Here is a 15,249-nt window from a genome sequence, read left to right as displayed (position 1 = left end):
GCAGTGCAAATGCATGGAGTGTATGCAGTAGGTAGTGAGTAGGTAAGCCTGTGCATGATAGGTGTAAGCTGTACCTCTGCATCTTCACTCTACTTAGAGGTACACAACCAAGACTAGCGCTGTGCCCTATGTACAAGACATACACCAAGCAAGGTGTAGCCTAAAACTAGATAAATCAATGACTTACACTGCAGAGAGAGAAGAAGTAACCCCTAATAAAATCGGGTATTCGAAATAGTGTGAGTATCGATTAATAAACATACAGAATTGATACCCACACTTCACAAACCCTATTCGTGTGTATTTGGTTGTTTTTCAAGCAAAGTAACCATGTCTCTAAACAGAGCTTTAAAGGCTCTATGTCTTAAGCCATGCATTGTTACTTTTGGATCGTCTTTCTTCAACAATTCGAACAGTGGATCATGGGTTGGTTTGTTCAAGGACTTCATTGACACTTCCAAGCCGCCTTTGTTGTAAAGCAGCTTCGCTCTAAGCACTTCAAAGCTATAACCACGACCATTCCTAAACACACCCTTGATTGTGTTGTTCAGACTCTCCGTAACTGCGTTGGTGTAAGGATAGTCCCACCAATTAAAGATAGGCTCATGCCAGTTATCAACGGCTCGTATGGCGTCTTTGAAGTATTTTCTGACAGGTGGTGTAGATACTGCTTTCCAGTTCTCCCAGTAGTCCTCAGCTTCTTTTCTGGTAGGCATATCCCACATATCGAGAAAAGCCTCTTTAGCGTTATACACTTCCATCAACGTTGGGTATTCCTCTGTCCAGAAATGGAATGACGCCAGCTCGTTTAAGCCCTTGATGTTTGCTCTACGCTTAAGCAGTATCTTTCGGTCATTCTTGAGCTTCTTACGCTCCTTGTCTGATAGTTCGGCTCGTATCGCCTTACGTGCTTTCTCCATAGCTTCACCAGCCATCTTGGCAACGTGAAAGCGGTCGATAACTACAACTGAATTAGGCAATAGCTGTTTCACAGCGCGGTAATACGGTCGCCACATATCGATACAGACGATCTCAATATCTTTCCATCCATTCAGCCTCATAATGGCTTTCTGAGTGGCATCCTGAGATCTATCTTTACGCATATCGAGTAGGGTTCTACGCTCAATATCCGTCATGACAAGGTGCATCTTCTTGCTGAAATGAGTCTCATCGATACCAAGAACGCGAGGAGCAAGCCAATCGTGCTTACCTTCGATAATATCCACGTAGTTGGCGAATACGTTACGTATAGTGCCTTCGGTGATACCCATTTCAGTGGCTACATGTGTAAACGACACTTTCCCACACATTCGCATGATGTAGTCTTCTGCTCGTTTAGTCATACGAAAATCATTAGAGAGCCAGTCCAATTGTTCAAAGCGAGTCTTGCTACAATCCTTGCAGCGAAGTCGCTTTCTATCGAATTGAATCTTGATGGTTTTGCCGTACATACGAGTGTCGTTGTAAGGTTGGTTTACCTTGCCGACGATTACTGTATTGATTGATCCGCACTCGGAACAAGTGCGGTTAGGGGATATAGATTGAGCGTGGAATATACAGTGATCGTCATATTCTTCACGCTCAATCACTTTTAGGTTTTCGAGATTTAACATGGTTATCGAGAGACGCGAGGGATAGGTTTTTGAGATACGGCTAAGTCCTCAAGCCCTTTAATCATTTGTTCCATTTTATTCGGGAACTCAAGTTCATGAACCTTCGCCTCTAACTCCTTTACTTTCTTTTCAAGTCGTTGATTATATCGAAAAACATCGTTTAACTGTTCAAAGTTCCCCGATTTTGCAAGAAGTAGAGAAGCCATCCCAAGCTCTGCATCACGATTGCATTCAAACTTCCAATCAGAACTTTTACCTAACCTATGACCACGAACAACGGTTATCTTTCCTCTCAAACCAACATATAAAAGACCCCATTTATTCGGAAGTTCTGATTCAGATATTAACCCCTCTGGGCAGATGTAGTATCGAAAATTACCCATACCTAATTCTGGGTTAGCCCTAAACGGCTTGTTTCTATCTGCTAAAAAATCACTACGACTAACTTTTGCCTCTATGACTATGGTTTCAGTTCCATAAGCGGTTCTTAATCCGATCGCGTCAACAATTTCACCACCATTAGAACCAGATTGCACCTCTGAAAACGCATTAGGGCATCCACAACCGCCAGCACTATGCGAGCGCTTTAGCCAGCCAACTGCTTTTTTACATAAGTCGTTATGGGTAATTTCTTTTGCCATCAATACACACTCTTTTACGAATTAAACACCTTTAAACTGTATCAGCGTTATCGACTTGCGTACACATCATTTTACGAATACCCATAAAATCAAGAGGTTACACTAGGCTACCCTATGGGGGAAATCGCAGACAGGCAGAGGGCAGAGAGACCAGAGACAATACTGGATAAAATTTTAAAGTCCTGATCAATAAGTAGCCAACAAATTCATAACTCTAGTAAGTCAGTCCCATAACCCTAACTCATCCAATACACGAAATGTATCGAATGGTTTAGGAAACGCTTTTTGCATACTTTTAATTTCATTCATATCTAAATGGGAGATATCTCCGCTAAACTCGAAAGGTTCTGATATTGATGAGCTTTCAAGTGCCTCACGCTGTTGGGATGTAAGTTGATTACTTAACCCCCTTAGTGTTTCCATTTCTTGAGATGTACATTGTTCCGAGTTACTCAAAGAGATGTAACCAATCACTAAACGCTTATCAAGTTTAGACAATCGCTTAAACCAATCATTTACAGGAAACGGTTCTACATTTGCAGTCATTTCATTGTTACAACGTTCAATCGCATCACCTGCTTCGATAAGTGCCTGATTAAAAGTTGTCGCACTTTGCGAGGCAAAAGATACAAGCAATAAGAAAATACTATAACGACGCATCAGCAACACACCTCCAAAACTCTCCCTCTTCACCATGACTATACAAAGCTTCCATTGTGGCGATTTTCCTAATACGTTCTTTGGTTGTCTTTCCTGCTCCCTGAACAACCCTTGAAAACTCTACCCAGTCATAACCTGCAATGTTGATTAATTTATCTGCGGCGTGACTTCTACCTAGAAAAATATCTAGAATAGGAACTGAGCCTAGAGCAATAACAAGATAATTACTTTGCTCTGCTACATACTGAATCTCTTTTACTGCATCTTTACTTCGACTTGAGAGTTTTAAATTGTTGATAGAGCAATAACCTAACTTTGCCACAAGCATACCTCATACTAACTACTGTGCATATAAGGAGACTCTATCAACTGTTTTCTACATGTCTATACAGAAGAAGCTGAACTTCTCTAATCTGCGCCACACCATCACATTATTGTTTCAGTTCAATCAACAAGGTGTAAGATATCAGTAGCTTGTATGTGTGTGTACCTCTCTAACATCCGTGTATCTTTATGACCTGAAAAGGCTTTTAACTGGTGAGTGTTTACACCTTTCTTTGCAATGCGAGTAATAGCGGAATGTCTCAATGTATGGAAGCAAACACCCTCAATATTTAGCCTTTCACAAGTACGTTTAAAGGCTCTTGTCACGCTATGCCTTTTAACCTGAAATAGTACATGTTCACATAGCTTGCTCTGTGTAGTGAGAATTTGTATTGCTTTTCTCGATAGTGGTACTGTTCGGCTATGACCGTTCTTTGTGTGAGTCAGAGTAAGTATTCTATTGTCAAGGTCTATCATATCCTTAGTAATACTTAGAATCTCACCTCTGCGCATTCCCGTTTCCCAAGCTAGAGCAACAATAGGAAACATGATAGGGCTAATGTCTATCAAGATGCGGTTGTATTCGTTCTCGGTAAGGATGCGCTCTCTTGGCTTTCCTGCATCTGGATATCTAAAGTCCTTGAATGGGTCGTGCTTATTTAGGATGCAGTGTTGTGTTCTTGCATACTTAATTACACGTGATAATAGTTGTAACTCTGCCCTGCATGTACTTGCTTTTACAAGCTCTTGTCTGGTGGTTGAATACTGCAATAAATGTGAACGTTCAATGCAATCTATTGGTAACTCTTTGAAGAAGTTAACTAATGCACCTAATCGAGATACATAAGTTTTCGCTGTGTCAGGTTTAAGGGTTGCAAGGTGCATATCACCTAGTGTTTTTACAGTGTATGAGTCAGGGCTAGATAGGTTTGTTTTAAGCTGTCCCTCTAAAAGCTCTCCCCATGATAGGGCTGCTTCCTCTGTAGCAAAGGTCTTAGACTTTGGTTTGTGTCCGGCTAGTCTAACTTGGGCTTGAAATTTTCCTGATGGTAGTCTTCTAATTGTTGGCATACGTTCACACTAAAGTTATACAGTTGATAACCTAAGTCTTTGATAAATAACCTCAGTGTCTAGTTAGAGTACTACCTTGACATGGTAGGGGTCACCAGTTCGAATCTGGTCGGACCCACCAAATTTAGTTCCTCGTGGACAAACGCAAAGCCCCGAGTTTTCGGCAATGTAGTTCACTTAAGCGGAGTTGCTTTGCGATTAACTGGGTAGCGAGTCTTTGACATTTTTACCGCCCTAGGCCGATTAGGCTTAGGGCGTTTGTCTATAAAGAGGATGGATAAATCTCCCCTGAGACTCTTTAAACGCTTAGGTGTATTGCCTGGCGATATCGCTTTACTCATCACCTTCAGTTGGCTCGCTATAAACTGACAAGCATATTTAAAGCTAATTTCATTCGGCATTCTTCCATGCTCAACCGCGGCCTGACTCGCTTCACGTCTTACTAAGTTATAACCAAGCAACAGCCCCCAGAGTTCTTGATAAACAAGGTCTACTGTTTTGCTGCGTAATACTAAGGTATTGTGTTGCATTGAGCTTTTGATATCACGATAACCCAATTCGATTTCCCAACGCTCGTGGTAGAGTTTGGCTACTGCCTTCGCGTCGTAGTTTGTTCTAGGAAGGGAGGTAAAAACGGTTTTCTGCTTACCTTGTACTTCGTAGGTCACCGCTCTGACTTGCCATTTCTCAGGTAAGCTAGGGTTCTTTTTGCGAGCTTGCGGAGAGACTTTCATTTCTATGAGCATGTCATTACTTTCTTCTTCATCTAGAAGTGTGTATTTCAGCCCCTTCCTTGCTGGTATCAACCAATGCCTATTGATACCGCTATTTTGAAGAGAGAGAAGTAAGTCTGCACCGTAAAACCCTTTATCCAGTAACGTCACAGAGTTATCTGGCAAGGAGTCGATGAAGGGCATAGCAAGCGGGATTTCACCACGCCGATAGGGGCTTATAGCGGCGTCAACGATGACATGAGAGCGGACATTCATGATAGTCACAACTCTTAGCACTGGATGCGGTGTCTGTCTGTTGCTGGAGGTATTACCCGAGCCAAAGTGCTCTCTAAGTTCGGGGGTATCTGCGGTTCGAAAAAGAGCACCGTCTACAGCAAAAACTTGTAATCCTTGCCACGTATCATCACGGTATCGTTCAAGACCCCACGTCCGCCCACATTGTTTAAACAACCACTCTGGTGCAGCTCTACCTAAACGTTGTCTTGCCTGAGTTAAAGCACTTTTTGCTAATAACTCTTCATCAGCTAAGCCATCCGCACAGACATTCATTCTTCGTGCAACTTCGGCAATAGGTTCATTACGGAAGAAGGCCATGCCGACAATTAACCACAAGACCATGTCACTTGGTAGCCGACGTCGGCGAATAGTCGCCTTATCAGAAAGACTAGCTGCCTTAACAATCCATTCATCTGGAATATGTTCAGAGAAAGTAGTGAGTTGAGCTACATCAACAGGATTTTCTTCGAGGAAATCGGCAAAACAGTTTTGGATAGACATAAAAAATCGGAAGCCTAGAAACAGGCTTCCGATTATCTCTCAGCAGAAGGATCGGTCAACCGATCCTTATCTGATCTACATTGCGCTTTTTTAGCGGGCTTTGTTGTATCTGAACGTTACTTCTTTTTTGCACTCTATCGGCTAACGCCTTGCTCTCGTGCTTTTCGTACACGCTCAATTCACCTCACTACTACTTATCGAAGTTGAGTATTGTCTTTTGATACATCTGAGGCGTTAAGCCGCTCATACGCTTGAACGAGCGAGAGAAGTGGGAGATGTTTGCGAAGCCCAGCTGACTCGCAATATGGGTGAGCGGCAGATCTTTTTCCATCATTTCGACAGCAACAGTAAACACAATGTTGTTCTTTATTTTGCGGAAGTTTGTTTTCTCTTCACCCAAACGCCTCTGAAGTGTTCGTGGGCTAAGTTTAAGTAACTCTGCTGCGTATTCGAGCGTAATATCTTGCTCTTTTGCGTATGGCAATAGCGCAGTAAACACCTTGTCTGTAAAGCTGGAATGCCAAGTGATTAGAGGTGGGTTAGGCGTTGAGGATGTTCGGCTAATTTTTATTGGATGATTGAGTATCTCTTCGTCAATAAGGAGCTCGATTCTCTCATGACCGACAAAATACTGTGTTGAGGTACCCATTATATCTTTATACAAATGGTGATCGTCTGATTGAATTTTGATTTGCTTGGGTGTCCAATTCGTGTTGGTCATTGTTCGAATCAGTTCAATGAAGTAAATCACGCTCCATACTTCTGACCACACAAAAGATTGGCTTTGCTCATAGTCTCTACGGCACCAATACCAAGAGCGACCGTGATTACTTTCTAGCCCGACATCTACAGTTGTGGATTCGTAGTGATAAACGTGCTCAGTATGTTCTAACGCATCACGAAGCGATTTGCACTCTGAGAACTTACCAATAATCCGAGGAATGGCTCGTTGTCGAACTGCGGTTCTGATTAGTTCTCCAAATTGCGTAATACCTAGTTGATTCCCAACCAAATAGATCAATTTCTTGAAAGGTGCATGCGGCAAAAACTCTTGGTCAAGATCGAACAAATCAGCAGGAAGCCCCGACTCCTCGAGTAACCAGAAAGGGTCTTTCTCGTACTCGCGGAACAATTCGAGAAGTAATCTAGCGTAGCCCGATTTAATAAGAGGTGTGACTTTTTCTTTGCGCTTCAAGATCAAACATTCCATTTAAGTTTTGAACAGAAACATACCAAGACACGTTATCGATTAATTGGCGTGAAATGGTAAATGCCATTCTTTCTGAAGACTAAAATCTCCACACATTGAGATTGAGTACAAACCTCGATAAGTCTTTAATTTTAGCACGTTATAAGTATTCGCCAAATTTAAAGACAACAAGTGATGACGTAAGAAACGTCCTGAGAAAGACGTCAGCTTCCCGATGATTTTGGTTAATGATGATTTGGATTTACGGGAAGTAACAGAACGTATCACTGCTTTATATCGAGGTTTGTCGCGCTCAGAACTAACTTCTAACTTCGAGGAACATCCATTGAGTAATCCGAAAGAAAATTTAGAGCATGTATTGTCAAAAGCGATGACTGCATCTTTGATACGATTCTCGGTAATCGCATTTATTGTTATTGTCTGTTGTTGGGCGTTTTTACCTTTTTTACCTATCTTACTTTGGGCGCTAGTACTGGCCATTGCGCTATATCCAATCAAACAGTATCTACAAGCAAAAACGAAGTGGACCTCAGCGAGAACCTCCACTTTAATCGCTTTAGCCGGTGTACTCTTACTTGGCGGGCCTACCGCGATGGTTGGCAACTCCTTTGCGACTAAGACCTTCGACGCTTATGAGGCATATCAAGAGGGGACCCTCGTCGTATCAAAACCATCAGAAACGGTACAAGATTGGCCAGTTATTGGCGAAGAACTTTATGATGTTTGGAACGAAGCATCAGAAAACCTGCCTAGCTTTGTCGAAAAAAGACAGCCACAGATTAAGACTTTGTTCAGTTGGATTGGCGATAAGGCAAGTGGTGCAGCAAAAAGCGTTTTCTTATTGATTGGTGCAATTATTATTGCAGGGATCATGTTGGCTTGGTCTCAGCCCGCGACTCACTCGATTCAAAGGATCTTCATCAGCTTCTCAGGTAAAGCGCGTGGACCGGAATTACATGCTTTAACAACCGCAACGATCAGACAAGTAGCAATCGGTATTATCGGTATTGCATTTCTGACGGCAATGACGTTTGGTGCCACTGTTGCACTATCCGGTGTACCCGCTGCAGCGCTGTTTACTTTGATTGCTTTGGTGTTTGCGATCGTTCAGCTACCTGTGACTTTGGTCGCGCTTGTTGCGGTGGCGCTTCTGTGGTCTGGAACGGATAACTCAACGCTGCATAATACGATTTTTACGGTTTTGATTCTTGGCGCAAGCTTGGTCGATAACTTCCTGAAACCGCTTATCTTGGGACGTGGTCTAGAAGTGCCAATGCCGATTGTTCTTATCGGTGCAATTGGCGGCATGATGTCTGGCGGAATTCTTGGCATGTTTATCGGCGCGGCATTCCTAGCTGCGGGCTATCAAGTATTTATGAAATGGGTCGAAGCTCAGACAGATGAACCTGAAACCCCAGTGCTAACCGACCAATCAAGTTCAGTCACACAAACAACAAGCTAACTCCTCTTATAGGATGGCAGATCAACGATCACTGGTTTGCCATTCTATTCCCATAAAACCTTAGAAAAGCGCACCGAAAGCGCCGGTACTTCAACATTCATCGGTCATGGTTACATGGATAAATTCATCAAAATAATTACAGCTATCGCATTAATTCTGTTCGTTTGGTACGTCGCTGCCGATAGGGTCACGCCTTTTACTTCTAACGCGAGAGTAAAAGCGATCGTCACTCCAATCATTCCGAGGGTTTCAGGAACGGTGATTGAGATTCCTGCCAAGGAGTCTGAAGCGGTAGAAGCTGGTGCATTATTGGCTCGTATTGATCCCCGCCAATTTGAAATTGCAGTGGCATTAAAACAAGCGGAGTTAGAAACCGCCACTCAAGAAGCTGGTGCCAGTTCTGCTGATGTCGCTCGTGCTCAAGCTCAACTTGCAAGGGCGCTTGCCGATCTGGAAAACATCAACATTCAATCAGCTCGGTGGTTTGAATTAGAACGTAAAAAGCTGATCCCTAAAGCTCGTGCAGACGAAGCACGAGCGACGCTTTCTGATGCAGAAAGTGCTGTTAACGTCGCGAAGGCAGAGCTGGAACGCGCTCGTCGGCATTTGGGGCGAGAAGGTTTGGAAAACCCAAGAATCAAAGCGGCATTATCTAATTTGGCTTCTGCAGAACTCGATTTGAGCTTTACTGAGCTTCGAGCACCAGCAAGAGGAGGGGTAGTTAATCTTACTGTTGCCGCTGGCGCACAGGCGCAAACGGGTAAAACACTGATGACGTTTGTTGATGGTGGCAACATCTGGGTAGAAGCCTATATGACGGAAAATAACTTGGGCCATGTGCAAAAAGGTGATCCGGTTGATATCGTTCTTGATACGCATCCCGGACAGGTATTCAAAGGCCATATTGAGAGCGTAGTCTCTGCTGTTTATCACGAAAGCCTGGGTGCAGATGGTCTGCCGAACCCTCAAAATAAAAACAAATGGCTAAGGGAGTCGCAACGGTTTCCTGTGCGGATCTTACTTTCGGAACATCACTCTGCCGATATCCATGATGACATTAAGTTGTTTCTCAATGGGCAAGCTGACGTCATCATTTATGCATCCAATAACGGGTTCATGAATCTCTTAGGAGGGTTGTATATTCGAGTCGCAGCCATGTTGAGTTACATTTACTAGCAGGTAGGTGATATGACAAAGCTTTCCCCAACATTCCGATATGGGCTGCGAGTTACTCTTACGCCATGGTTAGTTTTTGTATTTGGCTTACTTTTCGACTGGCCGTTATCTTTTGTCGGCGCGGTGTTCACCAGTCTGTTTATATTAGCTAAGCAGCCGACCTCTCAAGGTTATGGTTTTTCGTTAGTGCTGGTGGCTTATGTCTACATGTTAACAGCATGGTTTGTGTCTGTGTTACTAAGACCTTATCCTGCCGTGTATCTTTTGGTTGTGCTTATCGCGGTTGTGCTTTCCTACTACGTGCTGGTGACGAAGAAAGACATCCTAGTCGTCGTTATGGCATTGCTGGGGGCTTTGCTTATTCCTTTGCAAGCCAAAGTCAACCCGGATGTCGCTTGGGGGCTCCCAATTTGGTTGCCAAACAACTTGTTTATTGCACTGTTAGCCTGCTGGGCGATGTTTATGGTGATTCCACCAGAGCAGGAACATAAAAGCACACCATCGCCAGCGGAGAGCTTTGACCCCAAGCTTCGATGGCTGCGACTGTCGATTGTGGTTCTGCCATTTGTGATGTTTGCTTTTATCACTGATCGCATTGAGGCATTTACTTTGACATACCTCGCAGTGCAAGTGACCCAATTTGCGGCAAGTTCCAGCAATGGCCCGTCAATGATTCGTGCAGCAATAATCGGGAACATCTTGGGTGGACTTTTAGCTGTGGTGCTTTATGAGTTGGTTGTTATCGCACCTTTTTTTCCATTTTTGGTGATGGGGTTGCTGTTGAGTTATGCATACTTAACCAACCAGATGTTGACGGGTAACGCAACGGTGATCACCGCGATGACAGCATTCACCGTTGTATGTGGCGTATCGTTCGGACCTTTAATGAATGATGCTGAAGGAAAAATCCTCCTACGAATGCTACAGATAGCGTTCTCAATGTCTTATATCTTTATCGCGATGTGGTTAGTCGATAAATTCCTGCCAGAGAAATAACCAAACAAAAGCCGAGTAACGTTTGTTCACTCGGTTTTGAATACGGTTTACTGAACGACTTTGGGTCGGGGGGAGTTTATTCGATATTTAGTCGAAACAATATGTCTTCAGCATTGAGGATGGGCTAGCGTCGTTCTAACTGTTCCCTTATTTTGAAATCGATAGGGTGGTTGGAAGCAATAGTGTTACTCAGGAGTAGGATAAAACTCTCTGGGTTGCTTGTTTTTTCATTATATTGTGGATGATTGATAAAGCGCGCGCCAAAGGCAACTTGTATTGAACGTGTCAGCAAAATCGCTTCCTCTACCGCATCGTATGACCCAATTTGTGTGCGGTTTCTTACTATCTTTAATAAGCGGTATAAGGATTTGGTGTGGATTAACTTGGCTTTGCTTGTATTGCACTCGGCGTGAGTGATGCGTAAAAAATCCTTTTTTAATACGTAACGCATTCTTAAACACTGCCTAATTCGATCGAATGGGAAGATCAACGCAAACGCGAGTGTCGCGATAACCGTACCCCCAATCGCTGCCATGCCAATCGGTAAATTAATGCTGAGCTCAAAATGAGTCGGAAAGTGCACGTTGGTTAGCATTAAAAACATCATGGCGTAGTCCATAGAACCAGCATGTGAACGCGCAAAGGAAAGTGGCACTATTACCCACGCCATCATCAAGCTAATCACAATAATATTTTGCAAAGCACTGTTAGAATATGCGGTCAAGTATTGGAGGGTGGTCAAGCTTGCCACAAATCCTAATACCTGCCAGAGAAGCATCTTTCTTGTGACTTTACTCGGTGCATCAAACGTCGAGAACAGGGTGACAATGATTGAGGTTCCGAGGAACAAAAACGTTGACCAACTTGATTGAGTTTGACTCCAAATTAAACTGACTGCGGCCAAAACAAATCCTGTCCGACACATCGCTTGATAGGCGCTCGTCCAGTCTCGATGCAAAAACACATTAAACTGGAAGCTCGATTCAAGCTTACGGCTTTTGGTGTAATAGGTTTGTCGTTGCGTTAGTGCCTGTTGTAACGCTTGGAATGAAGCGATCAGTTCGGGGTCTTCCAGCTCAGTACAGATTCTACCAATGGCTGCTATCTCATCACCAATTGAAAGTTGCTTACCGATGAGCCCTTCCAAGGCCATTGAAGTTCGACTTTTACTGCTTTTGGATAGACGTAATTCCCCAATATAAAAGCGTGTGAGAAGGGAAACGTTAGCTAACAAGATGGCACGGAGCGTGTGTACCGAACGCTTTGATCGAATGGCACCTGCGCCGTAACTTGCAAATGTGCTTTCGATGTCTGCGGCTTCACTTAATAACGCTCTCACGCGTTCAGTTACGTCTTGCTCGGCAAGCTTAAATGACAACACAGTCAATGTGCTCTGGGTGAGTTGCTTCACTCTGACAGAAAGTACGCCTTCTTGGAGTGTCTTACTGCCCCAATATCCAATAATCGTAGCAAGTAACACTCCCACCAATACAGTAAGAAAACGATCGACGCCAAGGAGTAAGATCCCCGAGGTTTGCGTGGAGTCGAGCAAGACAACCAGAGAGGCGGTGTAACCGCTCAGCAAAATCAGATAAGACACCGAGCCTTTGAGTAGGTTCGCGCCTCCCGCACAGACTGTTAGCCAAAGGGTTAACGCTAAAGCGAGAGCCAGTGAGTTGCCATGTGCGATTTGGACCATAAGTACGCCAATTGTGGCACCAACAAACGTTCCTAGAATTCGATAAAACGACTTTTCAGCTAATGACCCTTTGGAATGCGCAGGGTGAGAAACAGTCCATACGCTCATTGCGGCCCACTGTGGGTGTTCTAACCCCAATACCCAAGCGGCAAATAAAGCGGTCGCTGCGGCAAAGGTAGTTCGTAAGGCGTAACGAAATAGCCCCTTGTCAAAACCGAGTTTCAACAAAGACTGGTTTAAAAATGGCATAAAATGGGTTCTCTTGATTTACGAACGCAGCAAACTAATCAGGCATTAGCGTTTTGGATGTTCTTGCTTGTGCAGGCGTCATGTTCATCTCTGCTTTAAATGCGCGATGAAAATTAGGATACGCTGAGTAGCCACAGAGATGGACGATTTCATCATTCGGCATCTCAGGGTAGTGATAAAGAAAGTAGGCCGCTTTTCTAATACTCGCTTTTCGTCGCAGTTCTTTGAATGAGCGTCCATCCTGTTTAAGCATGCGTTGAAGCGTTCTTCTACTTAGGCCAAGCTGAGATGCGATTAAATCGATACTTAAGCGTTCAAACCCAATTAAACTAGCTAGAAGGTTCTCCACGATGTCGATTGGTGTTTGTTTATCGTTAGAACTAGGCTCATGCAACTCTTGCAGATCAAAGTGCGGAATTTCAATCGCACTGACTTCTGAGTGGAGCTCGGTAACGGCAGATAAATCATCATCTTGAGCAAATGGTGATGTTTTACAAGCAAGTGATACAAAGTTAGGTTGCCAATCCGTGCCAAGATACAGACGAAATATATTTCGAATTAATAACACGCGATAAAGCTCTATCTGGCAATTCAACATCGGGTTGGTTTTGGTAGAACTTGCATTACAAAGGAGAGTGCGACCATCTCGTTGCTCTACCCACAAGTACCCATGCGTACTCGTTTTGGGATGCTCTTGTAAAATAACTCTGACGACTTCGACGATATTTGTGCATGACTTTACTCGGTCAGTAATCCCAAACCATGCCGCTTCAAAATCAAAGTGATTTGCTACCTCATGAGCCCACTGTAAATGGCGCGTCATTTCTAAATATTCGAGAAAACGCAGTACTTCTATCGAGGATACCCAGCCAATTGTTGTTCGGCCTGAGATGATGTGTATCCCTTGCGCTTTGGACAACGTTTCCCAATCCAGTTCAATAGCTTCAAAGTACTGTTTAAAAGGGAGAAAGTGAGCATTGTTATTGATAGCAAGATCTTTCAATGGTTTCCCCCTTAACAAATTCAAAACCGACAATGAACATATTAACTGACCGCTATTAAATAAGAAGGCCTCAGAACGCAGTTGGCACTAAATGATATAAAAAAGGGCATATGCTTGAATATAATTTAATCATTCAAGCAGGTCCGTTCGGGCTTGTTTCTCCAATTCATTACCAATTTAGCAAAAGGTTATCGTATGTCGAAGCTAGTCAATCTAAGTGTTTTGCTTTCATGCGCAATGAGCGCTCAGAGTTTTGCTCAAGAGATAACGTTGTTCAAAGGTGTGAATGTTTTTACCGGACATTCACCTGAACTTCTACTTGAGTATGACGTTCTCGTGAAGAGCAATAAAATCGTCCGTGTTGCACAAAACATCGAGAGCAAAGAAGGGATCAATGTCATCCACGGCAAAGGGAAAACGTTAATGCCGGGAATGATTGATGCCCACACTCACACTATGTTTCAAGGAACCATGCCAGACTTGATGAACAAGGATTTAGCGTACACGGCATTGGTTGCGGCAAAACGAGCGGAAGAGACGCTGAATCGTGGCTTTACCTCTGTTCGAGATTTAGCGGGTAATCCATTCTCACTGGCTAAAACTATTGACGATAAGCTGTATGTCGGCCCAAGAATAGTTGCATCCGGAGCGATGATCTCTCAAACATCAGGACATTCAGATACGCGCAGTAATGTCACCTTTGAAGATCAATATGTGCAAGACGTAGGTCACTTAAGGGTTGCTGATGGCGTCGATGAAGTTTTGATTGTCGTAAGACAAAACCTAATGCGTGGTGCGTCGTTCATTAAAATCTCCGCAGGTGGCGGGGTTGCGTCAAGTTATGATCCGCTCGATGTCACGCAATATACTTTGCCAGAAATGCAGGCGGCAGTAGGCGCGGCTGCGGACTACGGTACGTATGTTAGTGCACACGCGTATACAGATAAAGCTGTTCAACGAGCAATAAAAGCGGGCGTGAAGGTGATAGAACACGGACAAATGATCGGTGAAGAAACGGCTAAGATGATGGCGGAAAACGATGTTTGGCTGAATGTTCAACCGTTCCTGCCAGAATATAATCCGTACCCAGAAAAGTCATTCTCATACGCGAAGTACAAAATGCTCGCCGTAAGAACGGATAGGGCGATCAAAGCTGCGAAAGAACACGGCGTAAAAATTACATGGGGTACAGATGTCATACTTGCGCCAGAAGCTGCACATTTGCAGAGTCAATTTGTCGCAGACATGGCTAATTGGTTTACGCCTTACGAGGTGTTGAAAATGGTGACCCATGACAATGGCCAACTGCTTGCAATGAGTGGCTTACGAAGCCCATATCAAGATGGAAAGTTAGGTGTAATAGAAGAGGGAGCGTATGCCGATATCTTGCTCGTTAATGGTAACCCATTGGAAGACATCACACTCATGGCAAAGCCAGACAGCAGCCTAGCTTTGATTATGAAAGACGGCGATATTGTGAAGTCGAGTCTTTAGGTAATCACAAGTTAAAACAACAAACGCTTAGTACGCACTTGGGCTTGGTGGCATTTCTAGCATAAACACGCCCTATGGAAACGAAAAGTGTGATTGTCTTTTTTAATCTTGCCTTGAGACAGTTGCAGTGGCCGATTGGT

Annotated in this window: 13 protein-coding genes; 4 read left to right on the top strand and 9 right to left on the bottom strand. The window is 43.7% G+C overall.

What is annotated here, in order from left to right; translation table 11 throughout:
- Nucleotides 1-290 precede the first annotated feature (290 nt).
- The 7 genes from KJB05_RS10215 to KJB05_RS10185 all read right to left on the bottom strand — a co-directional run bounded on the left by KJB05_RS10215 (nucleotide 291) and on the right by KJB05_RS10185 (nucleotide 7,015).
- A complete protein-coding gene (locus tag KJB05_RS10215) occupies nucleotides 291-1,613 on the bottom strand; it encodes an ISL3 family transposase (RefSeq protein ID WP_208446516.1) in 1,323 nt (440 codons plus the stop codon).
- A 2-nt stretch (nucleotides 1,614-1,615) separates the two neighbouring features.
- A complete protein-coding gene (locus KJB05_RS10210) occupies nucleotides 1,616-2,254 on the bottom strand; it encodes an adenylosuccinate synthase (RefSeq protein ID WP_208446517.1) in 639 nt (212 codons plus the stop codon).
- Between the two features lie 222 nt (nucleotides 2,255-2,476).
- On the bottom strand, nucleotides 2,477-2,914 hold the full coding sequence (locus KJB05_RS10205; protein WP_208446515.1) for a hypothetical protein: 438 nt from the start codon (nucleotides 2,912-2,914) through the stop codon (nucleotides 2,477-2,479).
- Nucleotides 2,901-3,236, bottom strand: coding sequence for a hypothetical protein (locus KJB05_RS10200; protein ID WP_226982083.1), 336 nt, complete (start codon nucleotides 3,234-3,236; stop codon nucleotides 2,901-2,903). The genes KJB05_RS10205 and KJB05_RS10200 overlap by 14 nt, the downstream gene beginning before the upstream one ends.
- A gap of 122 nt (nucleotides 3,237-3,358) precedes the next feature.
- Nucleotides 3,359-4,309, bottom strand: coding sequence for a site-specific integrase (locus KJB05_RS10195; protein ID WP_065764179.1), 951 nt, complete (start codon nucleotides 4,307-4,309; stop codon nucleotides 3,359-3,361).
- A 173-nt stretch (nucleotides 4,310-4,482) separates the two neighbouring features.
- The gene (locus tag KJB05_RS10190; protein WP_213053071.1) at nucleotides 4,483-5,820 is read right to left on the bottom strand and encodes an IS4 family transposase; all 1,338 of its coding nucleotides are present in this window, start codon (nucleotides 5,818-5,820) and stop codon (nucleotides 4,483-4,485) included.
- A 190-nt stretch (nucleotides 5,821-6,010) separates the two neighbouring features.
- Complete coding sequence (locus KJB05_RS10185; RefSeq protein WP_244142981.1) at nucleotides 6,011-7,015, bottom strand: helix-turn-helix domain-containing protein; 1,005 nt, start codon at nucleotides 7,013-7,015, stop codon at nucleotides 6,011-6,013.
- A gap of 340 nt (nucleotides 7,016-7,355) precedes the next feature.
- Here KJB05_RS10185 and KJB05_RS10180 point away from each other — a divergent pair, with 340 nt between their 5' ends.
- From KJB05_RS10180 to KJB05_RS10170, 3 genes are read left to right on the top strand one after another with little or no spacing between them, the layout of a single operon-like run.
- A complete protein-coding gene (locus KJB05_RS10180; RefSeq protein WP_208446350.1) occupies nucleotides 7,356-8,492 on the top strand; it encodes an AI-2E family transporter in 1,137 nt (378 codons plus the stop codon).
- Between the two features lie 36 nt (nucleotides 8,493-8,528).
- A complete protein-coding gene (locus KJB05_RS10175; protein ID WP_208446351.1) occupies nucleotides 8,529-9,668 on the top strand; it encodes an HlyD family secretion protein in 1,140 nt (379 codons plus the stop codon).
- 12 nt (nucleotides 9,669-9,680) lie between these two features.
- Nucleotides 9,681-10,664: a DUF2955 domain-containing protein gene (locus tag KJB05_RS10170; RefSeq protein WP_208446352.1), complete on the top strand. Its 984-nt coding sequence runs from the start codon at nucleotides 9,681-9,683 to the stop codon at nucleotides 10,662-10,664.
- A 124-nt stretch (nucleotides 10,665-10,788) separates the two neighbouring features.
- Here KJB05_RS10170 and KJB05_RS10165 read toward each other — a convergent pair whose 3' ends face one another.
- Nucleotides 10,789-12,612, bottom strand: coding sequence for an FUSC family protein (locus tag KJB05_RS10165; protein WP_208446353.1), 1,824 nt, complete (start codon nucleotides 12,610-12,612; stop codon nucleotides 10,789-10,791).
- Nucleotides 12,613-12,646: 34 nt separating this feature from the next.
- Nucleotides 12,647-13,615, bottom strand: a complete 969-nt coding sequence (locus KJB05_RS10160) for a helix-turn-helix domain-containing protein (protein WP_208446354.1) — start codon at nucleotides 13,613-13,615, stop codon at nucleotides 12,647-12,649.
- A 195-nt stretch (nucleotides 13,616-13,810) separates the two neighbouring features.
- On the opposite strand from KJB05_RS10160, the gene KJB05_RS10155 reads away from it, so the two are divergent.
- Entirely contained in the window at nucleotides 13,811-15,109 is a 1,299-nt protein-coding gene (locus KJB05_RS10155) for an amidohydrolase family protein (RefSeq protein WP_208446355.1), read from the top strand.
- Nucleotides 15,110-15,249: the final 140 nt, after the last annotated feature.

The sequence above is a fragment of the Vibrio sp. B1ASS3 genome, from assembly GCF_905175355.1.
Lineage (GTDB): Bacteria > Pseudomonadota > Gammaproteobacteria > Enterobacterales > Vibrionaceae > Vibrio > Vibrio owensii.
This window is presented reverse-complemented; position numbering and strand designations above follow the sequence as displayed.

What these genes read in the sequence shown, in the direction of transcription:
- KJB05_RS10155 (WP_208446355.1), top strand. Translation starts at nt 13,811, where the DNA reads ATGTCGAAGCTAGTCAATCTAAGTGTTTTGCTTTCATGCGCAATGAGC.
- KJB05_RS10170 (WP_208446352.1), top strand. Translation starts at nt 9,681, where the DNA reads ATGACAAAGCTTTCCCCAACATTCCGATATGGGCTGCGAGTTACTCTT.
- KJB05_RS10215 (WP_208446516.1), bottom strand. Translation starts at nt 1,613, where the DNA reads ATGTTAAATCTCGAAAACCTAAAAGTGATTGAGCGTGAAGAATATGAC.
- KJB05_RS10165 (WP_208446353.1), bottom strand. Translation starts at nt 12,612, where the DNA reads ATGCCATTTTTAAACCAGTCTTTGTTGAAACTCGGTTTTGACAAGGGG.
- KJB05_RS10210 (WP_208446517.1), bottom strand. Translation starts at nt 2,254, where the DNA reads ATGGCAAAAGAAATTACCCATAACGACTTATGTAAAAAAGCAGTTGGC.
- KJB05_RS10195 (WP_065764179.1), bottom strand. Translation starts at nt 4,309, where the DNA reads ATGCCAACAATTAGAAGACTACCATCAGGAAAATTTCAAGCCCAAGTT.
- KJB05_RS10190 (WP_213053071.1), bottom strand. Translation starts at nt 5,820, where the DNA reads ATGTCTATCCAAAACTGTTTTGCCGATTTCCTCGAAGAAAATCCTGTT.
- KJB05_RS10205 (WP_208446515.1), bottom strand. Translation starts at nt 2,914, where the DNA reads ATGCGTCGTTATAGTATTTTCTTATTGCTTGTATCTTTTGCCTCGCAA.